Raw genomic sequence first — 20,770 nt, 5'->3', positions numbered from 1 at the left:
GTTAGGCTGACAGGGTGACGGACTCCGCAAAGCCTACCCTCATGGTCGTCGACGGCCACTCGCTCGCCTACCGTGCGTTCTTCGCCCTCCCGGTCGAGAACTTCACCACCAAAGACAACCAGCACACGAACGCCATCTACGGCTTCCTCTCGATGCTCGTCAACCTGATCAAGGCCGAGCAGCCGACTCACATGGCGATCGCGTTCGACACGTCCCGCCATTCGTTCCGCACCGACCAGTATCCCGAATACAAGGCGACCCGGTCCGAGTCCCCGCAGGAGTTCCGCGGGCAGATCCCCCTGCTGCAGGACTGCCTCGCCGCGATGTCGATCCCCGTGCTCACGAAAGAGGGCGTCGAGGCCGACGACATCCTCGCCACGCTCTCGACGCAGGGAGCCGAACAGGGCTACGACGTGCTCGTGGTGTCGGGTGACCGCGACACGATTCAGCTCGTCACCGACGACGTCACTCTGCTGTACCCGTCCGTGCAGGGAGTCTCGCAGCTCAAGCGGTACGACCCCACCACCGTGCACGAGCGCTACGGTGTGCCTCCCGAGCAGTACCCCGACATCGCGGCGCTGGTCGGCGAGACCAGCGACAACCTCCCGGGTGTCCCCAAGGTGGGAGAGAAGACCGCCGTCAAGTGGCTCACCCAGTTCGGCTCGCTCGACGACCTTCTCGAGCGATCGGGCGAGATCAAGGGCGTGGTCGGCGGCAACCTGCGCGACCACATCGAGGACGTGCGCCGCAATCGCCTGCTCAACCGGCTGCTGCGCGACGTCGAGCTCCCCGTCGCGCCCGACGATCTGGCCGTGGCGCCGATCGACGCCCAGGCCGTCCGCGACATCTTCGCGCGCCTCGAGTTCCGCACCCTGCTTCCCCGCGTCTTCGAGGCCGTCGGCGCAGGCGAGGTCGCCGATGATCCGGCGGCCGCCGCCGTGGTGCTGCCGGAGCCCTCTCAGGTCACCGCCGCCGAGTTCGTCGACTGGGTCGACGCCCAGACGCACGACGTCTCCCTGCGCATCCCGCTGCAGGGTGGAGCCCCGACCAGGGTGGGCGCGGCCACCGAGTCCGACCTCCGTGAGATCGACTGGAGCGACGAGGTGGCCGACGCGCTGCGTCCGTGGCTCGAGTCCGGTCGTCCGAAGATCATCCACGACGCGAAGCCGCAGGTGAAGGCGCTTCGTCGTCAGGGCATCCGCCTCGCCGGGCTGGCGTACGACACGAGCCTCGCGGGATGGCTGCTGCGCCCGAGCTTCCCCGACAAGACGCTCGGCGATCTCGTCGAGCGATACCTGGGCGAGAAGCTGCCCGAGGCCGACCCCTCGCAGCTCGTTCCCGAGACCGAGGGTGCGACTCCGGCTCAGGAGGCGTGGTTCGCCCTGCGGGTGGCTACGGCCCTGCGCGAAGACATCCCCGAGTCGGTCGCCACTGTCCTCACCGACATCGAGCTGCCCACCCTGCTCACGCTCGCCGACATGGAGGTCGCCGGCGTCGCGGTCTCGCACGAGGTTCTCTCGACGTTCTCCGGCGAGCTGGCGGCGCGCGCCGACGGGCTGGCGCAGGACGCGTTCGGCATCGTCGGCCGCGAGTTCAATCTCGGGTCCCCGAAGCAGCTCCAGGAGGTGCTCTTCGAAGATCTGCAGCTCCCCAAGACGCGCAAGACCAAGACCGGGTACTCGACGGATGCCGCCGTGCTGGCCGACCTTCAGGAATCGCACCCGCATCCGTTCCTCGGTCTGCTGCTGCAGCACCGCGAGGCGACGAAGCTGCGTCAGATCATCGAGTCTCTCGACACGGCGATCGGCGACGACCACCGCGTGCACACGACCTATGTGCAGACCGGCAGCCAGACCGGCCGGCTCTCGAGCACCGACCCGAACCTGCAGAACATCCCCGTGCGCACCGAGGAGTCCCGCCGCATCCGCAGCGCATTCCAGGTCGGCGAAGGGTACGAGTCCCTGCTCACCGCCGACTACTCCCAGATCGAGATGCGCATCATGGCGCACCTCTCGGGTGACGAAGGGCTCATCGAAGCGTTCAACAGCGGTGAAGACCTGCACCGCTTCGTCGGCGCGCGGGTCTTCGGCGTCGATCCGTCGGACGTCACAGCGGCGATGCGCACCAAGGTCAAGGCGATGTCCTACGGCCTCGTCTACGGTCTGTCGGCGTTCGGCCTCTCGAAGCAGCTGCGTATCGAGCAGTCCGAGGCGAAGCAGCTCATGATCGAGTACTTCGCGCGTTTCGGCGCTGTCCGCGACTACCTGCGTGCCTCGGTCATCACGGCGAAGGAGGTCGGCTACACCGAGACGATCTTCGGGCGCCGTCGCCCGTTCCCCGACCTGGCGAGCCCCAACCGGGTGCTGCGTGAGAACGCCGAGCGTGCGGCTCTCAACGCTCCCATCCAGGGCAGCGCGGCCGACATCATGAAGATCGCACTGCTGCACATCCACGAAGACCTCCGTTCCGAGGGCCTGTCCTCCCGTGCGTTGCTGCAGATCCACGACGAGCTCGTGGTCGAGGTGGCGCCTGGCGAGTGGGATGCCGCCGAGCGGATCGTCCGGGCTCGCATGGGCGACGCGGCAGACCTGAGGGTGCCGCTCGATGTGCAGGTGGGTCGCGGTCGCGATTGGAACGAGGCCGCACACTGACGGTCGGTCTCACGCCGATGCTCGCCTGCGGGTGGGCAGAGAACCGATAGGACGCGCGAGCGGTGTTGGCTACTCTGGAGGGATGACCTCTTCTCCCCGCACTCCGTCTGCCATCGACAAAGTCGCCGACGAGTGGGTCGACACCATCGCGGTGCTGGCTCCGACCCTCGGGACCTACATCGGTCGCGATGACGTCAACGATCGATTCGGTGACCTCAGCCCGGCCGGCCATGACGAGATCGCGGCGGCGACGAGGACGACGCTCGCGCAGCTGGCGGCGCTCGAGCCGGTCGACGCGATCGACGCGGTCACGAAGGCGGACCTGTCGGCGGAGCTGAGCCTCGACCTCGAACTGCACGACGCCGACTGGCACCTCCGCGACCTCAACGTGATCGCCTCAGCCGCTCAGGACGTGCGATCCGCATTCGACCTGATGCCGACGGCCACCGCGGATGACTGGAGTGTCATCGCGACCCGGCTTGCCGCAGTCCCGGATGCGCTGCGCGGCTATACCGAGACCCTGCGTGCCGGCATCGCCGCGGGAGTCACGCCCGCCAGGCGCCAGGTCGTGGAGGTCGCGACGCAGATCGATCGCTACACGGCCGATGACGGATTCTTCGCGGCGTTCGTCGCCGACGCCGCGCCCCAGGAGGGCAACCTGCCCGCATCCCTCGCACGGCTGCTCGCCGACAACTCCGCGGCCGCCCGCGTGGCCTACGACGAGCTGCGCGGTTTCCTCGCCGAGGAGCTCGCTCCCGCCGCAGGAGAGGTCGATGCGGTCGGACGCGAGCTGTATGCGCTCAACTCCCGCCGGTTCCTCGGTGCGACGATCGACCTCGATGAGACCTACGAGTGGGGACGCGACGAGCTCGCGCGGATGGTCGAGGAGCAGACGGCGATCGCCCACGAGATCCTCCCCGGCGCGTCGGTCGAAGAGGCCGTCGCGCACCTCGAGGCCGACCCCGCGCGCAAGCTCGTCGGCACCGAGGCGCTGCAGCGCTGGATGCAGGAGACGAGCGACAGGGCCGTCGTAGAGCTCGGCGCCACGCACTTCGACATCCCCGAGGCGATCCGCACCCTGGAGTGCATGATCGCCCCCACCCAGGAGGGTGGCATCTACTACACCGGTCCGACCGATGACTTCTCGCGCCCCGGCCGCATGTGGTGGTCGGTTCCCGAGGGCGTCACGGAGTTCGACACCTGGCGTGAGCTCACCACCGTGTACCACGAGGGCGTTCCGGGGCACCATCTGCAGATCGCCCAGGCCGTGTACAACCGCACGGAGCTCAACTCCTGGCGTCGTCTGCTCGCCGGCACCTCCGGCCACGCAGAGGGCTGGGCGCTGTACGCGGAACGTCTGATGCAGCAGCTCGGCTACCTCGACGACCCCGCCGATCGACTCGGGATGCTCGACGGCCAGCGCATGCGCGCGGCCAGGGTCGTCCTCGACATCGGCGTGCACCTCGGCAAGCCGCGGCTCGACGGCACAGGCATCTGGGACGCGGACTACGCGCTCGATTTCATGCGCAAGAACGTCAACATGTCCGACCAGTTCGTGCAGTTCGAGGTCAACCGCTACCTCGGATGGCCGGGGCAGGCGCCCTCGTACAAGGTCGGCCAGCGCATCTGGGAGCAGGTGCGCGATGCGTACCAGGCGGAACGAGGCTCCGACTTCGACGTCAAGGAGTTCCACAAGCGTGCCCTCGACATGGGCGGCGTGGGCCTCGACACCCTGCGCACGGCGCTTCTCGCAGGCTGAGGGAATGCGAACGACCCGAATGATGTTCATTCACCTGAATAGAAAGGGCTGACATGGGCATCGAATTCGGGCTGGACACCTTCGGCGACATCACCAGAGGCGCGGACGGCGAACTGCTCACCGCCGCGCAGACCATCCGCAACGTGGTCGCACAGGCGGAGATGGCCGACAGCGTCGGCGTGGACTTCTTCGGAGTGGGGGAGCACCACCGCACCGAGTTCGCGGTCTCGGCACCCGAGATGGTGCTGGCCACGATCGCCGGGCGCACGCAGAACATCCGTCTCGGCACCGCGGTCACCGTGCTCTCCTCCGATGACCCTGTGCGGGTCTTCGAGCGTTTCGCCACGCTCGACGCACTGTCGGACGGGCGTGCGGAGGTCGTTCTCGGGCGCGGCTCGTTCATCGAGTCCTTCCCGCTCTTCGGCTATGACCTGCGCGACTACGACGCCCTCTTCGAGCAGAAGCTCGAGCTGTTCGTCGAGCTCCTCAGGGAGGAGCCGGTGACCTGGTCCGGCACGATGCGGCCGTCGCTCGACGACGCGAACGTCTTCCCCAAGACGGAGAACGGCCTGCGCACGTGGGTCGGGGTGGGCGGCAGCCCCGAATCGGTCGTGCGCGTCGCCCGCCACGGCCTCGGTCTGATGCTCGCCATCATCGGAGGCCCGGCAGGACGCTTCCGCCAGTTCGTCGATCTCTATCACCGGTCGATCGCGTCGTTCGGAACCCCCGCGCACCCGATCGCCGTGCATTCTCCCGGGCACATCGCCGACACCGATGACGAGGCATGGGAGGCCGCATACTCGGGCTTCGAGGCGATGAACAACACGATCGGACGCGAGCGGGGCTGGCCTCCGTACAGCAGGGCGAGGTTCCAGAACGATGTCGGGCCCGCAGGAGCGCTGTACGTCGGTTCGCCGGACCGCGTGGCGGCGAAGATCGCCGACACGATCACGACCCTCGACCTCGGCCGCTTCGACCTGAAGTACGCCACCGGCACGCTGTCGCACGAGGCGATGATGCGCAGCGTGGAGCTGTACGGCTCCGAGGTCATCCCGCGGGTGCGCAGGATCCTCGCCGAGCGCGACTGACACAGCGGCTCGGCGGCGCGAGCACGCCTCTACGATGTAGGAATGGCCAACACCGCGCTGCCGAGCCGGGCATCGATCGCCGGGCGTCTCGACGAACTTCCGTTCACGCGTCGCCATCTGCGACTGCTCACCGGATCAGGCGTCGGCTGGGCGCTGGACGCGATGGATGTGGGGCTCATCTCCTTCATCCTCGCCGCGCTCACCCAGCAGTGGGGGCTGACCAAGACGGATGCCGGGTGGATCGCCTCCGTCGGCTTCATCGGCATGGCGATCGGCGCCACCCTCGGCGGCCTTCTCGCCGACCGGCTCGGTCGGCGTCAGGTGTTCGCGCTGACGCTGCTCATCTACGGGATCGCGACCGGTGCGAGCGCACTCGTCGGGGGACTGGCGGCGCTGCTCGTCCTGCGCTTCCTCGTGGGACTCGGTCTCGGCGCGGAGCTTCCCGTCGCATCGACCTACGTCAGCGAATTCGCGCCCGCGCGCATCCGCGGCCGACTCATCGTGATCCTCGAGGCGTTCTGGGCCCTCGGCTGGACCGCTGCCGCGTTGATCGGCTACTTCGTGATCCCGACGTCCGACGACGGGTGGCGCTGGGCCTTCGCTTTCGGCGCCATCCCTGCGGTCTACGCCCTGATCGTGCGGTGGGGCCTGCCGGAGTCGCCGCGCTGGCTGGCCTCACGCGGACGCATCGCCGAGGCGGATCGCATCGTCTCGACGTTCGAGACGGATGCGGGTGTCGTGCCCGAACCCGCGATCCGCCGTGAGCCGCCGTCGCGGGCGATCGCCGTCACCACCCGGGCCCGCCTGACCACGCTCTGGAACGCCGAGTTCCGGCTGCGCACGCTGAGCCTCTGGGTCGTCTGGCTGTGCGTCAACTTCGCCTACTACGGCGCCTTCATCTGGATTCCCAGCATCCTCGTCGATGCGGGGTTCGATCTCGTGCGGTCGTTCGGGTTCACGCTGATCATCACGCTCGCCCAGTTGCCCGGCTACGCGGTGGCGGCCTGGCTGATCGAGGTCTGGGGTCGGCGGTCGACGCTGTCGATCTTCCTCCTTGGATCCGCGGTGTCGGCGGTGTTCTTCGGCACGTCCACGACAGAGGCGGCCATCATCGCCTCGGGGATGGCGCTGTCGTTCTTCAACCTGGGTGCCTGGGGTGCGCTGTATGCGGTGACGCCCGAGATCTACCCGACCTCGCTGCGCGGCACCGGGGCCGGGTGGGCGGCGGGCATCGGCCGCATCGCCTCGATCATCGCGCCTCTGGCGGTGCCGGTGCTGCTCGTCGCCGGGGGAGCGCCCGTTCTGTTCGCCGTCTTCGGAGCGTGCTTCGTCGCCGCTGCGGTGGCTGCCTGGGGACTCGTCGACCGCAGGGGAGAGGCGCTCGACGACCGGTGAGGCGTCCGCGCACCGCTGGCGGGAATAGGCTGTCGGGGTGACAGACGTGCGCTATGTGGCCATCGGAGACTCCTTCACGGAGGGCGTGGGTGATGTGCTCCCGGACGGCAGCGAACGCGGATGGGCGGACCTCGTGGCCCAGGGGTGGGCGGATGCGTCCGGTCACCCGATCAGCTACGCGAACCTCGCGATCCGCGGCCGGCTGGCCTGGCCCATCGTCGAGCAGCAGCTCGAACCCGCGCTCGCGCTGCGACCCACGCATCTGTCGTTCAACGGCGGGGGCAACGACATGCTCCGACCGCGCACCGATCTCGAGCACATCGCCGATGCGTTCAGCCGCGTGCTGCGTCGATGCGACGAGGAGGGCGTGACGCTGATCCTGCTGTCCGGCGCGAATCCGAGCGGTCAGCTGCCGATGGGCTCTCTCGTGCAGCGCCGCGGGGATCAGCTCTCCGATGCGGTGCTGAGGCGGGTCGAGGGCCGCGATGACGTCGTGCGCGCGCTGAACTGGCCGGACAGCGAGCTGTCCGGCGCGAAGTACTGGTCGGAGGACCGCCTGCATATGAACGCCGCCGGCCATCATCGTGTCGCCGCGCGGGTGCTGCAGGGGCTCGGATTCGAGCCGCCGGTGACGTGGTGGTCGCCGACCTCGCTCGCGGCCGCCGGGCCTGCCGGGATCGCCTACTATCGCCAGTTCGTCGGACCCTGGGTACGACGCCGCGTCACTCGCACCTCGTCCGGCGACGGGCGCACAGCCAAGTATCCCGACTGGGTCGAGCGAGTGCCCGGCGCGTGACCGACATCGAGATGCGCCGCATCCGTGGCGGCTCGGTGACCCTGCACGATGCCCGCCGCAAAGTGGAGCGCGTGGTGAGCGTCGACGACTTCGAGATCGCGGCCTTCCCGATCACCGAGGAGCAGCTGGCCGAAATCCTCCCGATTCCCTCACGCCATCCGCGACGTCCCGCTGTGGAGCTGAGCTGGCTGCGCGCCGTCCACTTCTGCAACGCCGCGTCCGAGTGGGAGGGCTTCGATCCGGTATATCGGTTTGACGGAGAGGTCGTCGCGTGGGACGTGACGGCCGATGGCTACCGTCTGCCGACCGAGGCCGAGTGGGAGTACGCGTGCCGCGCGGGTTCGACGGGTCCGCACTACGCACCGCTCGCGGACGCCGCGTGGACGAGCGCCGACGGCGTCTCGTCCGCCCAGGATGTGGGCTCACGCCTGCCGAATCTCTACGGGCTGTTCGACACCCTCGGCAATGTGTGGGAGTGGTGCTGGGACCTCTTGGATCCCGCGCGCTATGACGACTATCGCGTGTTCCGGGGTGGCGGCTTCGCCGACGACGCCTGGAGCGTGCGGGCATCGGTCCGTCGCGGGGGAGCGCCCCGCACCGCGCAGGACGACGTGGGGCTGCGCGTCGCCAGGGGTGCTTTCGACACGCCGGGCGAAGCTCAGGGGTGGTCGGAGCGCGCGGACCGCGAGCGTGCCGCATTCGACGGCCCTGTGCCGTTCGGCTGGACTCCGCTGCGTCGACCCGGCCGCTGATCGATCAGCGCTGCGGGTCCGGCCACGAGGGAGGCAGGATGATCCTCACCGGTCCATGGGGCGGATGAGATAGCGGCTGGGGCCCGAGGACTCGGCGAATCTGAACTTCTCGTACAGGCCGCTCGCGGTGCTCGCAGCCAGCACGATGCGCTTCACGGTGGACGAGTGCTGCAGATCGTCGATGACGCCCTCGACGATCAGCCGTCCGATGCCCTCGCCGCGCGCCGTCTCGTCGACGAACACATCGCAGAGCCAGGCGAACGTGACGCCGTCGGTCACGACGCGCGCATACGCGACCTGCCGGCCGTCGGCATCCCGAACCGAGTAGTTGCGCGACGCATCGATCGCGGCATCCTGCGTCTCGCGGGTGCGTCCTCTCGCCCAGTACGACTCCTCACTGAGCCAGCGGTGCACCAGGGGGCGATCGATCGTCGCGGTGTCGGTCGAGAAGGAATAGGGCGAAGGCATGAGCGACATCCTACGAGCGGTCAGCGATGCTTCTCGGGATCCAGACCCATGCGGATGCGTGTCCGCTTGCGTTCGATCACGACGAAGACGACGCCGAGTATCCAGAGCGGGATCGGCATCAGGAAGGCGATGCGGAACGCCTCGAACGAGTACGTCTCGGGGGTTCCGGCGCCCTGGACGTCGAGTGCGAGACCGATCAGCCAGATCGCGATCAGCGCGGCGACGAAGCCCCCGGCGTTCGTCACCCCGGTCGCGGTGCTCAGTCGGTGCGACGGGTTGTGGGTGCGCGCATGGTCGAAGGCGATCATGCTCGCGGGGCCGCCGGTCGCGAGCGCGACGGCGAGCACGTAGAGCAGCCAGAGGGGCGCGGGGCCCGGCAGCGCGACAACGGCGATCCATGCGCCCACCTGCACGCCGACCGCGGGGAGCACGAGTGCGAGCGAGCGCTGGTTCGGCAACCGCCTCGACAGGTCGCCGATGATCGGGCCGAGCGCCATGCCGGCGATGACATACACCGAGATGATCCCCGCGGCGTGCGCGGTGTCCAGCCCCTGGGCCGCGGTGAGGAACGGCATCCCCCAGAGCAGGATGAACGCGGTGCCCGCGAACGGCGACGTGAAATGCGACCAGAACGCGAGTCGGGTCCCGGGGTGCGCCCAGGCGGCGCGGATGCCGACGCCCGTGTCGATCGACGAGGTGACGACGCGGATCACGCCCGTGTCGGTGTCCACAGAGACGTCGGCCCCGCGCTCCGCCGGGTGGTTGCGGATCAGGAGCGCGACGAGAATCGTGAAGAGCACCCCCAGACCGGCGATGCTGCCGAACGTGATCGTCCACGAGGTCGCATGCAGGAGTGCAGCGAGCGGGACGAGCGCGACGAGTTGCCCTGCCTGACCGATGATGCCGGTGAACTGGACCATGAGAGGGCCGCGCTGGGCGGGGAACCAGGTGGCGACGAGTCGCAGCACGGCCGGGAAGATCGCCGCATCTCCCGCACCGAGGAGGATGCGGGCGAAGACCGCGACGCCGATGCTCGGGGAGACGGCCATGGTGAGCTGACCGGCGGCCATCAGGAGCATGCCGATCGTCATGATGGGACGGGACCCGAAGCGGTCGAGCAGGATGCCGATGGGGATCTGCATGCCGCCGTAGACCGCGAGCTGCACCACGGCGAAGAGCGCGAGCGTCGAGGCGTCGGCGTGGAACCGGTCGGCCGCCTCGACTCCGACAGCTCCCAACGAGGTGCGGTTGGTGATCGCGAGAACGTAGGCGGCCACGCCCACACCCCAGATGAGCCAGGCCCTCCACCCCGGGTCGGTCACGGGGGAGCGGGGAACCTGTTGCACCCTTCCACGGTACTCCCGGTCGGCGGCGCTCTCGCGCGTTCCGATGCGCGCGACGGACCCTTCCGGATGTCGGATGCCGGGGCTACCGTGGCCGTATGACTCCTGCACCGGTGCATCACTCCATCGACTACGTCGAGCTCGTCGTGAACGACCTCGAAGCCGCGAAGCGGTTCTACGGCGACACCTTCGGGTGGGTCTTCGTCGACTACGGTCCCGCCTACGCCGGCATCGCCTCACCCACCGGCGACGGGTCCGAGGTGGGAGGCCTGCTGCTCTCCGATCAGGCCAGGCCTGCCGGCGGACCTCTGGTCCTCCTCTATTCCGACGACCTCGACGCGACGCAGGCCGCGATCACCGACGCCGGCGGCTCCGTGACGCAGGGCCCGTACGAGTTCCCGGGTGGTCGACGTCTGCACTTCCTCGATCCGAGCGGCAATGAGCTGGGGGTTTGGGCCGCACAGTGATGGCAGGGTAGAGGTGTGACCTCTCCCCATCTCCGAGAGCGCAGGATCGCATGAGTGAGCGCGTCGCCGTCGTCGAGCATTCCGCTCTGTCCGAATCGCACGTTGCGGCGCTGCGCGAGCTGTTCGACAGCGAGTATCGCGTGACGCACGGAGAGTGGGATCCTGACCGTCCGTACGGGTATTCTCCGGCGGACGTGCACACGACGATCTTCCGCGGGAACAGGGCGGTCGCGCACGTAGGATTCCAGCGTCGCGTCATCCGGGTCGGCCGGGCCGAGGTCCGGATCGCGGGAACCGGGGGAGTCCTGGTGCATCCCGACTGGCGCTCCGAGGGTGTCGGCCGTCGAGTGATGTCTCACGCCCAGCAGGCGATGCGTGGCGACGAGCGGGTCGAGTTCGGCTATCTCGGGTGCCGCGACGAGGTCGTCGAGTTCTACGAGCGCACCGGCTGGTCGCGGGTGAACGCGGTGGAGCGTCACGTGTCGACGGTCGACACGACGAAGACCGTGACGTCGTCCGGCGGGCCGATCCTCGTCTTCGCCGCCGTCGCGGACCCCCGCGGGGACGCGCCTCGATGGCCGCTCGGAGACATCGACCTCGACGGCACACCCTGGTGACCGACAGGACGCCTCGTGCTCGGCCGTCGCTGCGGCAGGCGATGAGGATTCCCTGGTGGCCGGACGGGGCCGCTCGATCTCACGTCCGGCCACCAGGCCGCTCGGGGGAGCATCGGGGCGCTCGGATCCCGCCGACGAGCCCGTTCGGGTCAGTCGTTCTGAAGCCAGCTCCTGATCGTCCCGGCGACGCGGTCGAGGTCGGATTCGAGGAGGAAGTGTCCGCCGTCTATGAGCTCGACACGAGCGTGCGGAGCGTCGCGGAGGAATGCCGTGGCGCCGGCGGCGGCGAAGATCTCGTCGTTGCGCCCCCAGATCGCGAGCACCGGCACCTGCGAGGTGCGGAGCCAGGCGTGCACCTCGGGATAGAGGTCCCGGTTGGTGGTGTAGTCGCGGAAGAGCGCCAGCTGCACGTCGTCCTGTCCGTCGCGGGCGAGGAGCGCGAGGTCGTGCTCCCAGGCGTCGGGGTCCACGGTGGTCGGGTCCGGGACGCCGTGGGTGTACTGCCATTCGACGGCGTCCCGGCCGAGGGCGGGACGCAGCGCGTCGCGCGTCTCGGCGGTCCGTTCGGCGCCGTCGGTCCAGATCGGGTTCCAGAAACCGGGCACGAAGCCCTCTTCGTACGCGTTGCCGTTCTGGGAGATGACCCCGACGACGGCAGCGGGGTCGGCGAGCGCCAGGCGCCAGCCGATCGGGGCGCCGTAGTCCTGGACGTAGATCGTGTACTTCGTCACGCCGATGGTCGCGAGGAATCCACTGGTCACCTGCGCGAGGGCCGCGAAGGTGTACTCGAAGTCGTCGACCGAGGGGGCGGAGGAACGACCGAAGCCGATGTGGTCCGGAGCGATGACGCGGTAACGATCGGCCAGCGCGGGGATGAGGTGCCGGAACATGTGGGAGCTGGTCGGATACCCGTGCAGGAGCAGGAGTACAGGGGCGTCGGCAGGGCCGGCTTCACGGTAGAAGACGTCGAGTCCGTCGACGGAGACGGTGCGGTGGTGGACGGTGACCATGGTTCTAACCTCTTTAAGTTGTTTTACTGGTTAGGCAGACGCTAGCATGGATCCATCGCGCCAGAGCGCGCGGGAGAGCCGGGGGAGAAGTGCTGAGCGACGAGGAGCTGCTGCTGAGCCTTTTGAACAGCGCGCCCATGATCGAGGGAAGGCCGACCGACGGCCTCGAGGGGGCGGCCGGGCGAGACCTGGCGCGCACCTGGGGCGGAACGGGATCGGCGAGTGAGCTGGCACGTCTGAGGCGCGCGCGTCAGGCATTGCAGACGCTGGTCCGCGAAGACGAGGGAGCCGCCGTCGGCGAGCTGACCGACATCCTCGACGAGGCCGTGCAGACGCCGCGCATGACCCCGAACGGGGTGGCCTGGGACCTTCGCGTTCCCGACGACCACCGCCTCGCCGTCGAGGCCGTGCTGGCCTGGTCGACGGTGATCACGGAGTTCCCCGATCGCCTCCGAGCATGCGCGAATGAGGAGTGCACCCGTTTCCTGGTCGATCACAGTCGCCCCGGCACCGCGAAGTGGTGCTCCATGGCGGTCTGCGGCAACCGGATGAAAGCACGCACGCACGCACGCCGCGCCAAGAGCTGACCGATGCTGCACACGAGAGCAGGCATCGGCACCGTGTGATCTTCCCCGCCACCATCGGCCCTGAAGGGGGCGAGCAGTTCTCTACTGGGGAGGAGCATTATCAGGCTCGCTATTATGCGGGCGGCATCAGACCGGGGGACGGTAAGCGGAGCTGACGAGCGCACACTCGCCATGTGACGTCGCGGGTATCGACGAAAGGAACGATGATGCTTCGCGGACATCACGCAACTCAGCGCGACCTGTTGCGCGGCATCAGAGGGTGAGGCTCAGCTGCTGTATACCCGTCATCGGCTCTGCATACGGAGCGCCCAGGTGGGTGCGCCGGAGCTGTCTCGTGGATAGTTGAGCTGCGGTGTTGACGAAGCTTGAGACTGGTCCGGCGAGTCGGTGACGGGCCCCTGATGTCGAGGGCGACGAGTACAGTCTGACCCGTGAGCGATTCCTCCGGCAAACGTCGCGTACGCGGTGTGATTGAGAGCGTCAACGGGCGCGCAAATGGTCGCGGTGTCCCCGAACTCAGTCAGGCCGTTCTTCGACTTGAAGACGGGTCAACCCTCGAGGTGCGTATGCCACAACCGCTGGGAGCGGAGCGTAATTTTCGAGCGCTTCCCGTCGCCTTCGACTTCATCGACTTCGGTGTGTGTCCGATCTGCCTAGAGCCAAAACCCCGCAGCCGGGAGCATGTCCCACCCCACTCCGTCGGCGGAAGCGTCATCACGATGACGTGCGAGACGTGTAACAACGAGTTCGGAAGCAAGTACGAGCCGCACCTGCGTAATTGGTACGAGAACGCGATAGGAAAGGTGCGACTCTCGGGTAAAAACCTACCCGGACTCCGAAACGCGGGAGAGTACCTCCTGCGCGAGAACACATCCGGCGGGTTCGTTCTCTTCCAACACGGAAGGCACGACCCGGCGGTCAACCAGATCATTCGAGAACATGAGTTCGAGATGAGCTACGTGCCTATCGACGCAACGCGCTCACATATTGCAGCAGTGAAGACCGCGTACTTAGCCGGATGCGTCGCGCTACGGCAGATCCCGAGAACACCGCACGCTGATGCACTGCGAACTGCACTCCTTTCTGCTCGAGACGTGCCCCGTACCCAAGATCTCACGGTCGACGACACGGTGACATCAATCAAGGTCGCGCGCTCCGCACATCAACCAAACCCGGGTGAAATCGTTCTGATGGCGTTCTCAGACGGATCGGAACCGGCGATGATTATCAGCTTCAATCGCGTCTTCGCCGTGAATTGGCCGCTCGACCCGATTACTGGATTCACTAGGCGTGTGGACTGATGATGGCACGTAACGATCGCCGGGGCGAGAACAAGGGAGCGCCAGTGATGCAGCCCACGGAAATCGTGGAACGCTTCGTGCTGCGTGCGCGGCGGGTTGCCGCGCACTCGCTCTCGCAGTCGAGGGAACGCCTCCAGGCGTTCGCCCACACCATGATCCGCGGCACCATCGATCTAGCGGGCCGCTTTACCGTCGTAGAGGATCTGCCCGATGAGGATCGCAGAGCCTGGCGTGATGAAACACCACGACGCAGCCGCCCGCGAATGACGAGGCGGAGGCATACATGCGTGAACGGATCGGCGTCCTCCAGAACCCGCCTGAGGCACAGTCAGAGACCTATCTGGCCTCGACGATGGTTCGGACTTCGACGCCCACAGGTTCTCCTGAAAACGCAGCTCGCCCCGTAGAGCGTGATCGGGGCTGGTCCCGACAGGTCTGGGGTACCCGCGGGACCACCTGCCGGCTTCGCTGGGGACTCCACCGGCCCAAGGATCGCGATCTTCTGCGATCTCGGCTCAACATATCTTCGGAACAGTCGGGCTCGTCGGCCCCTTGAGCGGTTCTTCGTCGGGGTCTATCATTCCGGCTTCTGCTGCTCGCTCTACGGTGCGGACTGGTCCGCCTGGGAGGATCGAAGAATGCCCGAACCTGTCGATGTCACCAATGCTGATCACTACGTGTGGGGCGAGGTCTCCGACGGGTGGCGACTACTCGACAGCCCCGGGCTGTCGGTGATCGAGGAGCGAGTCCCGGCCGGAGCCGGCGAAGAGTGGCACGTGCACCACACCGCGACCCAGTTCTTCTACGTGCTCGAAGGAACCGCCCAGATGTAGACCGCCGAGGGCGAGGGCGAGCGGGAGAACCACTAGGGAGTTGCGGGTCGCGCCGGAGAATACGACAGCGCGAGTGCTGGAGACGTCGAGTCGTGCCGCACGCCCCGCGAATATCCCTACCGGGATCATGACCGCCGCGAAGGCGGCATAGATCGGAACTGTGGCGAGCAGTGCAGGAAGTTGCCGGCTGACGCCGTAGACCTGGGAAGCGACGACGACGGCGAGCGTGAGCATCATCAGCGGCACCATGGCGGCTAGAGCGGTGTCTCGGAGAGTGCGACCCCAGCGCGTGCGGGAGGCGACGTACTGGGTGAGGCCGGCCGCCATGAGCGGGAGCACGATGAGCAGGAGGAAAGCGTCGACGAAGGGCGCGAGGTCGACCGCGGCGATGAGTTCAGGGCCGACGAACAGCCAGAGGTATGCCGGCAGGAGCAGCATCTGTCCCAGCATGAGGATCGGCGCGGCCGCAAGTAGCCGTTCCTTCGCCCCTCCGGCGAGCCCCGTGAAGACGATCACATAGTCGATGCAGGGCGTCAGCAAGACGAACAGCACACCAACCAACAGCGCCTGATCGTGAGCGACGAACCGAGACAGGCAGAACACGATGACCGGCACGATCACGAAGTTCACGACCAGCACCACGAACAGGAACCGCATCGCGGAAGGCGCGTCCGATCATCGAGAAAGGGACACCGAGGAATGTCGCGTACAGCAACAGCCCGAGAACGGGGTTGATCGCGAGCTCGAGCGGGTGCGCGGCTCCTGGTACCAACAAGCCCAGCACGACGCCCGCAGCGATCGCTGCGAGATAGAGGGCGATCTGATGACGTTCCCACCAGGCGACGAGGTTGCTCACGTTCCCAGCATGTCGACTCATCCGGTCCTGCACGAATCACCCACGCCAGGGCCGGGTTCGTGACAAGGGAAACTCAGGCAAGAAGCGTCGTACGAATCTTCTCGGCCACCGCTTCCCGTAGCGGGCGCACTGCTTCGGCGTCCCAGGACTCGGGGTTGGGGAACGACCACTCCAGAACCTTTCCGCGAGGGGTGGAAGGCAATGTGAGCCCGGGCTTCATCAGGACGATGACGTCGGCGGCATCCAGATCTTCGACCGTGACGGCGCGCGGTACGCGCCCCGTGATGTCCACCCCGAGCTCCGCGACAGTGGCGGCCACAGCCGGGTTCACTTCGTTCGCCGGGGAGAGGCCCGCAGACGTGGCACGAAACCGGTCCCCGGCCAGGTGCTCTAGGAGAGCCGCGCCGAGCTGCGACCGGCCGGCGTTGTGCTGGCAGATGAATAGGACGGTCGGAGTGGTGTCAGTCACGGGTTCTCTTTCAGGGTGAGTCAGCTGGCGGCGAGCCGGGGTGCGAGTTCCGCGATACGGCGCTCCAGCTCGTCGTAGGCGGTGTCGAAGGCGTCATCGGTGCCGATCCGAACAGGGTCGGGGATCGACCAGTGCAGGTGTCCGATGGCGCCGAGTTCTTCGTGGGCGCTGTCGCACACCGTCACCACGAAATCTGAATCGGTCAGGACCGAAGTCAGAGCGCGGGGTGCCTCATCGTGCAGCGCGAGAGTGTGGCGATCGGCAGCGGCGACTGCGCCCGGATCTATCCGCCCCGTCGGGTGCGTTCCTCCCGACGTCGCGGGGATACTGCTGCGGGTCGACCACAACGCCGCGGCGAGCTGCGACCGGGCGGAGTTCGCCGTACAAACGAACACGACGCGATCTGCGCGCTCGACCCGGCCGGGTGTGAGCCCGCGGAGTGCGTTATCTGAGAGGTGAACGTAGCTGCGCCGTCTATCGGCCTCCGAGCGGGACCGCGAGACCATCCCCACCGACTCCAGCACGTTCAGATGATGGGTGACGAGGTTGGAGGGAAGGCCCAACGCCATTCCGATTTCGGTGGGCGAGAGGTCGCCCAGCGTGAGACGATCGACGATCCGCAGGCGAGATGGGTCGCTCAGCGCAGCGTGCTTCGCGGCGCGCGCCTCCACCTGGTCAGTTCGTTCAGTGTTCATTGTCTCAATCTTGACTGAAGTACCCCGTTCGGGTCAAGATGAGCCGACATGAAAACACCTCACCCCGCCCTCGCACGGCCACACCTTCTGCGCCGAGCAGCCGCCGAGTTCCTTGGAACTGGTCTGCTCGTCACTATCGTGGTGGGTTCCGGTATCGCCGCGCAGCGGTTGTCCCCGGATGATGTCGGTCTCCAGCTGTTGGAGAACAGCCTGACCACTGCCCTCGGTCTGACGGTGCTGATCCTGATGCTCGGGCCAGTGTCCGGCGCGCACTTCAACCCCGTGGTGACGGTCGCGGATTGGCTGCTTGGCCGCAGCGCCAGCACCGGGCTTCCGTTGCGCGACGTCGCTGCGTACGTGCTCGCGCAGATCTTCGGCGGCATCGCCGGCACCCTGCTAGCGGGGGTCATGTTCGACACCGGTCCCGGGTTCTCGTCCAACGACCGGGTCACAGGCGGACATCTGGTCGGGGAAATGGTCGCCACTGCAGGGCTCGTGCTGCTGATCTTCGCTCTCGCCCGCACCGGAAAGGGGTCGGTCACGGCCGCCGCGGTCGGTGCGTACATCGGCGCGGCCTACTGGTTCACCAGTTCCACATCGTTCGCAAATCCCGCCGTCACGATCGCCCGAATGTTCACCGACACGTTCGCCGGTATCGCACCGTCGTCTGTTGCGCCGTTCATCGCTGCACAGCTCTTCGGGGCTGCCATCGGCCTCGCGCTGCTGCTCGCCCTCTATCCAATCGCCGCCCGCACGGCCGGCGACGTCGTGGTTCCTCAAAAACTCGAAACCCAGCCCTGAAAGGCATCCTCATGCATCTTGTAGCGATCGGCGGAAGCGACGCCGGAATCTCCACCGCCCTCCGGGCCCGCGAACTTGACCCGTCTGTTGATGTCACTGTCGTGGTGGCCGATGCCTACCCGAACTTCTCGATCTGCGGCATCCCGTACTACTTCTCCCGCGAGGTACAGCCCTGGCAGTCGCTCGCCCACCGCACCCACGCTGACCTCGAAGCCACCGGCATGAACCTCCGTCTGGACACCCTCGCTACAGGTATCGACGTCGACGGCCGCCGACTCACGGTCCGCGACGCGAACGGCAGCGAATCAACGATCGCCTACGACGAGCTCATGGTCGGCACCGGGGCCTCCCCGTCAACCGCGGGCATCGCGGGTCTTGACCGGCTCGGCCCCGATGACGGCGTGCACCTGTTGCACTCGATGGGCGACACGTTCGCGCTCGAGAAGTACCTCGACGAACATCAGCCCGAGACGGCGATCATCGTCGGAGCTGGCTACGTCGGCCTCGAAATGGCCGAAGCGCTCACTGTGCGGGGCCTCCAGGTCACCCAGCTGCAGCGCGGCCCCGAAGTCCTCTCGACCCTCGATCCCGAACTCGGTTCACTTGTCCGCGACGAACTCACCCGACACGGGGTCGACGTCCTCACCGGTACGCGTGTCGAAGCCGTCGCCCGTGACGGCGGCAGGATCACCGTCACCGGCATCCACGACGGAGAGGCGTTCTCCCGTACCGCTGACGTGGTGCTCGTCGTCGTCGGCGTGCGGCCCAACACCAGCCTTCTCACCGCAGCCGGCGCAACCACGGGCGCGGGCGGCGCTGTCGTCGTCGACGAACAGATGCGCACTGGCCTGCCGCACGTGTGGGCGGCCGGCGACGGAGTGGTCACCCACCACCGCCTCCTCGGGATCACCTACCTCCCCCTCGGCACGACCGCCCACAAGCAGGGACGTGTCGCGGGCGAGAACGCGATCGGGGGCGATACGCGGTTCGCCGGGAGCCTCGGCACACAGGTCGTGAAGGTCTTCGACGTCGTCGCCGCACGCACAGGCCTCCGCGACCACGAAGCCACAGCCGCCGGCCTCGCCCCGCACAGTCACACCGCCATCGCGGACGACCACAAGCGCTACTACCCGGGCGCCACGCCCGTCAGCATCCGCATCACCGGCGACACCAATGACGGTCGTCTGCTCGGCGCGCAGCTCGTCGGCAGCCGAGGTGCCGAGATTTCGAAGCGCGTCGACACCTACGCCACGTCTCTGCACCACAGGATGACCGTCGCCGCGATGAGCGACCTTGACCTCTCCTACACGCCCCCGCTCGGCTCCCCGTGGGATGCCGTGCAGATAGCGACCCAGGCATGGGAGCGCGAGGCGCGCTCCCTCTCGCGTGTCTGAAAGAAATGGTGACCACGGCCGGGCACGATGAGTGCCTGGCCGTGGTCATCGTCATCCCGACGTATTGTCCGGGCGTAGCCGCAGGGCCACCCACCAGGCGCAGCGACGACAGATGAACACCCCATCGTCCCCGAGGGCATGCACCTTCTTACGGGGTAAGGATCGCCCGCAGCATGTGCACACCTGGTCGGAGTCAGTTGCCATGAGTGAGGATGGCCTCTCGGATCTGCTCGACCGTCGGGAGACCAGCCAGACCCGCCGGGGTTGCGTAGATGCGGCAGGCTAGGTCGACACTGGGCTCCGCACCAGGGAAGAGGTCTTCCCCGTTCAGGGTGACTGTGGGGGACCCCGAGAAGGGAACCTCCGCTGCGTCCTCCTCAGAGCGGATGAGTCGATAACGCAGTTCTGTTGCCGCGTGGCTCGTTTCTCGGAGGGCCTCGGTGACACGGCGACCGGCTTCGATCCAGCTAGGGCATTCAGCGATGTGTAACAGCTCGATCTTCACGTTTCCAGCATCCTCCTTTTTGGGCGCTCACTCCTGGGGTACATGGGTGATCCCGCTGTCGTCGACGATGAGCATGTCGCCGGTATTGGTGATCGCGATGGCTTGCGCGGTCCCGTGAACGGTTCCGGCCTCTGTCCACTGGGTAGCTCCCGCGGTGGTGACCCAGATCTTCCCACCGTTTCCGACGCCGACGAGCCGTTGATGGTCAGGGGATGCGTTCAGCATGAACAACAAGGGTGCGTTCGGCCAGAGGGCGAACGTGGCCGCGTCGTCGGTGCTGACCTGGAGGCCATCGGGGGTCGCGGCGACGATCCGGCCCGCGGTGTCAACCGCGAAGGAGACGGCGACAAGTGCCGCACCTGTCGCGTTCCAGGTGGATCCTTGGTCGGTGCTGATCTGCAACTGTGTGCTGTCCGAGGAGAGCCCGTATATGGTGCCATCGGGTCCAGCGGTGAGGGCGTGGAAGTCCTTCTCACCGGTGAAGGCGACCGGTTCCCAGGTTTCGGCCCGGTCGGCGCTGCGGATGATGCCGAGGTTGGGGGTGCCAAGTTCGACGGGGGTGTCCGGTCCGGGATGTCCGGACGCGAGCAGTGTGTCGTCGACGACAGTGAGCCCCATGGCGTCGAAGTCCGACCCGGTGACTCGTTGACCGAGTTCGCCGGTCTGGGTCGCGGGGAAGATACCCTCGTGTGTTCCGAGAAGGAATCCATCTCCTTCGGGGTCTGCGACGATGCCGTGAACGTGGGAGAGCGCCTGATCAGTGTGGCCGTCGCCCGTGGTCGCGGTGGTGGCTGCGCAGCCGGCGAGGGCGAGCAGAGCAGCTGTGCCCAATCCGATCAGGTGCACTGACCGCCGACGAGTGGGGGATTTCGAAAGAGTCGCGAGGATGCGCGTGGGAGCGCTGGAAGTGGTGTGCTGACGCATGGCTTGTCCGCATCGTCTGACCGATCGTGTGGCGCGGCTGTGGGGCCGCGCCACACGAT

The 20,770-nt window shown here is 67.3% G+C and carries 19 protein-coding genes and 1 pseudogene; 12 read left to right on the top strand and 8 right to left on the bottom strand.

Features of this window, described 5'->3' with window-relative positions; genetic code table 11:
- Positions 1-14 precede the first annotated feature (14 nt).
- The 6 genes from polA to ASD43_RS11440 all read left to right on the top strand — a co-directional run bounded on the left by polA (position 15) and on the right by ASD43_RS11440 (position 8,441).
- On the top strand, positions 15-2,651 hold the full coding sequence (polA, locus tag ASD43_RS11465) for a DNA polymerase I (RefSeq protein WP_056417516.1): 2,637 nt from the start codon (positions 15-17) through the stop codon (positions 2,649-2,651).
- Between the two features lie 82 nt (positions 2,652-2,733).
- Positions 2,734-4,410 (top strand): DUF885 domain-containing protein, encoded by a 1,677-nt coding sequence (locus ASD43_RS11460; RefSeq protein ID WP_056417515.1) that lies wholly within the window; start codon positions 2,734-2,736, stop codon positions 4,408-4,410.
- Positions 4,411-4,463: 53 nt separating this feature from the next.
- A complete protein-coding gene (locus ASD43_RS11455) occupies positions 4,464-5,498 on the top strand; it encodes an LLM class flavin-dependent oxidoreductase (protein ID WP_056417512.1) in 1,035 nt (344 codons plus the stop codon).
- A gap of 42 nt (positions 5,499-5,540) precedes the next feature.
- On the top strand, positions 5,541-6,893 hold the full coding sequence (locus ASD43_RS11450; protein ID WP_056417511.1) for an MFS transporter: 1,353 nt from the start codon (positions 5,541-5,543) through the stop codon (positions 6,891-6,893).
- 46 nt (positions 6,894-6,939) lie between these two features.
- Positions 6,940-7,689, top strand: a complete 750-nt coding sequence (locus ASD43_RS11445; RefSeq protein WP_056419547.1) for an SGNH/GDSL hydrolase family protein — start codon at positions 6,940-6,942, stop codon at positions 7,687-7,689.
- Between the two features lie 11 nt (positions 7,690-7,700).
- On the top strand, positions 7,701-8,441 hold the full coding sequence (locus ASD43_RS11440; RefSeq protein WP_056419541.1) for a formylglycine-generating enzyme family protein: 741 nt from the start codon (positions 7,701-7,703) through the stop codon (positions 8,439-8,441).
- A gap of 45 nt (positions 8,442-8,486) precedes the next feature.
- On the opposite strand, the gene ASD43_RS11435 is transcribed toward ASD43_RS11440, so the two are convergent.
- Together ASD43_RS11435 and ASD43_RS11430 are read right to left on the bottom strand one after the other, a co-directional pair.
- A complete protein-coding gene (locus tag ASD43_RS11435) occupies positions 8,487-8,909 on the bottom strand; it encodes a GNAT family N-acetyltransferase (RefSeq protein WP_056419536.1) in 423 nt (140 codons plus the stop codon).
- 20 nt (positions 8,910-8,929) lie between these two features.
- Complete coding sequence (locus ASD43_RS11430; RefSeq protein WP_056417507.1) at positions 8,930-10,255, bottom strand: MFS transporter; 1,326 nt, start codon at positions 10,253-10,255, stop codon at positions 8,930-8,932.
- Positions 10,256-10,350: 95 nt separating this feature from the next.
- Here ASD43_RS11430 and ASD43_RS11425 point away from each other — a divergent pair, with 95 nt between their 5' ends.
- Entirely contained in the window at positions 10,351-10,719 is a 369-nt protein-coding gene (locus ASD43_RS11425; protein ID WP_056417504.1) for a VOC family protein, read from the top strand.
- A 50-nt stretch (positions 10,720-10,769) separates the two neighbouring features.
- Positions 10,770-11,336, top strand: coding sequence for a GNAT family N-acetyltransferase (locus ASD43_RS11420; RefSeq protein WP_056417501.1), 567 nt, complete (start codon positions 10,770-10,772; stop codon positions 11,334-11,336).
- A gap of 149 nt (positions 11,337-11,485) precedes the next feature.
- Here the strand turns inward: ASD43_RS11420 and ASD43_RS11415 are convergent, their stop codons facing one another.
- Positions 11,486-12,346, bottom strand: a complete 861-nt coding sequence (locus ASD43_RS11415) for an alpha/beta fold hydrolase (RefSeq protein ID WP_056417496.1) — start codon at positions 12,344-12,346, stop codon at positions 11,486-11,488.
- 137 nt (positions 12,347-12,483) lie between these two features.
- Between ASD43_RS11415 and ASD43_RS11410 the strand changes: the two genes are divergently transcribed.
- Positions 12,484-12,933: a CGNR zinc finger domain-containing protein gene (locus tag ASD43_RS11410; RefSeq protein ID WP_056419534.1), complete on the top strand. Its 450-nt coding sequence runs from the start codon at positions 12,484-12,486 to the stop codon at positions 12,931-12,933.
- A gap of 431 nt (positions 12,934-13,364) precedes the next feature.
- A complete protein-coding gene (locus ASD43_RS17040) occupies positions 13,365-14,234 on the top strand; it encodes an HNH endonuclease (protein ID WP_157538185.1) in 870 nt (289 codons plus the stop codon).
- Between the two features lie 839 nt (positions 14,235-15,073).
- Here ASD43_RS17040 and ASD43_RS11405 read toward each other — a convergent pair.
- From ASD43_RS11405 to ASD43_RS11395, 3 genes and pseudogenes are all read right to left on the bottom strand, one after another.
- Positions 15,074-15,944 (bottom strand): annotated as a pseudogene (locus ASD43_RS11405) (arsenic resistance protein); the annotation flags it as partial.
- A 52-nt stretch (positions 15,945-15,996) separates the two neighbouring features.
- Complete coding sequence (locus tag ASD43_RS11400; RefSeq protein ID WP_056278753.1) at positions 15,997-16,392, bottom strand: arsenate-mycothiol transferase ArsC; 396 nt, start codon at positions 16,390-16,392, stop codon at positions 15,997-15,999.
- Positions 16,393-16,412: 20 nt separating this feature from the next.
- Positions 16,413-17,087: an arsenate reductase/protein-tyrosine-phosphatase family protein gene (locus tag ASD43_RS11395; protein WP_056278752.1), complete on the bottom strand. Its 675-nt coding sequence runs from the start codon at positions 17,085-17,087 to the stop codon at positions 16,413-16,415.
- Between the two features lie 48 nt (positions 17,088-17,135).
- Here ASD43_RS11395 and ASD43_RS11390 point away from each other — a divergent pair, with 48 nt between their 5' ends.
- The gene (locus ASD43_RS11390) at positions 17,136-17,888 is read left to right on the top strand and encodes an MIP/aquaporin family protein (RefSeq protein ID WP_056278751.1); all 753 of its coding nucleotides are present in this window, start codon (positions 17,136-17,138) and stop codon (positions 17,886-17,888) included.
- Positions 17,889-17,899: 11 nt separating this feature from the next.
- Positions 17,900-19,282, top strand: coding sequence for an FAD-dependent oxidoreductase (locus ASD43_RS11385; RefSeq protein ID WP_056278750.1), 1,383 nt, complete (start codon positions 17,900-17,902; stop codon positions 19,280-19,282).
- Between the two features lie 193 nt (positions 19,283-19,475).
- On the opposite strand, the gene ASD43_RS11380 is transcribed toward ASD43_RS11385, so the two are convergent.
- The gene (locus tag ASD43_RS11380; protein WP_056278749.1) at positions 19,476-19,787 is read right to left on the bottom strand and encodes a hypothetical protein; all 312 of its coding nucleotides are present in this window, start codon (positions 19,785-19,787) and stop codon (positions 19,476-19,478) included.
- Between the two features lie 27 nt (positions 19,788-19,814).
- Positions 19,815-20,711, bottom strand: coding sequence for a F510_1955 family glycosylhydrolase (locus ASD43_RS11375; RefSeq protein ID WP_442922227.1), 897 nt, complete (start codon positions 20,709-20,711; stop codon positions 19,815-19,817).
- Positions 20,712-20,770: the final 59 nt, after the last annotated feature.

Source organism: Microbacterium sp. Root553, assembly GCF_001426995.1.
In the GTDB taxonomy this organism is placed as follows: Bacteria; Actinomycetota; Actinomycetes; order Actinomycetales; family Microbacteriaceae; genus Microbacterium.
The sequence above is the reverse complement of the archived record's forward strand: the minus strand, read 5'-3'. Positions and strand labels throughout refer to the sequence as shown.

Excerpts from the sequence above, each read along its gene's own strand:
- ASD43_RS11450 (WP_056417511.1), top strand. The coding sequence starts at position 5,541 with ATGGCCAACACCGCGCTGCCGAGCCGGGCATCGATCGCCGGGCGTCTC.
- ASD43_RS11410 (WP_056419534.1), top strand. The coding sequence starts at position 12,484 with ATGATCGAGGGAAGGCCGACCGACGGCCTCGAGGGGGCGGCCGGGCGA.
- ASD43_RS11415 (WP_056417496.1), bottom strand. The coding sequence starts at position 12,346 with ATGGTCACCGTCCACCACCGCACCGTCTCCGTCGACGGACTCGACGTC.
- ASD43_RS11390 (WP_056278751.1), top strand. The coding sequence starts at position 17,136 with ATGAAAACACCTCACCCCGCCCTCGCACGGCCACACCTTCTGCGCCGA.
- ASD43_RS11420 (WP_056417501.1), top strand. The coding sequence starts at position 10,770 with ATGAGTGAGCGCGTCGCCGTCGTCGAGCATTCCGCTCTGTCCGAATCG.
- ASD43_RS11375 (WP_442922227.1), bottom strand. The coding sequence starts at position 20,711 with ATGCGTCAGCACACCACTTCCAGCGCTCCCACGCGCATCCTCGCGACT.
- ASD43_RS11435 (WP_056419536.1), bottom strand. The coding sequence starts at position 8,909 with ATGCCTTCGCCCTATTCCTTCTCGACCGACACCGCGACGATCGATCGC.
- ASD43_RS11385 (WP_056278750.1), top strand. The coding sequence starts at position 17,900 with ATGCATCTTGTAGCGATCGGCGGAAGCGACGCCGGAATCTCCACCGCC.
- ASD43_RS11440 (WP_056419541.1), top strand. The coding sequence starts at position 7,701 with ATGCGCCGCATCCGTGGCGGCTCGGTGACCCTGCACGATGCCCGCCGC.
- ASD43_RS11425 (WP_056417504.1), top strand. The coding sequence starts at position 10,351 with ATGACTCCTGCACCGGTGCATCACTCCATCGACTACGTCGAGCTCGTC.
- ASD43_RS11460 (WP_056417515.1), top strand. The coding sequence starts at position 2,734 with ATGACCTCTTCTCCCCGCACTCCGTCTGCCATCGACAAAGTCGCCGAC.
- ASD43_RS11395 (WP_056278752.1), bottom strand. The coding sequence starts at position 17,087 with ATGAACACTGAACGAACTGACCAGGTGGAGGCGCGCGCCGCGAAGCAC.
- ASD43_RS11455 (WP_056417512.1), top strand. The coding sequence starts at position 4,464 with ATGGGCATCGAATTCGGGCTGGACACCTTCGGCGACATCACCAGAGGC.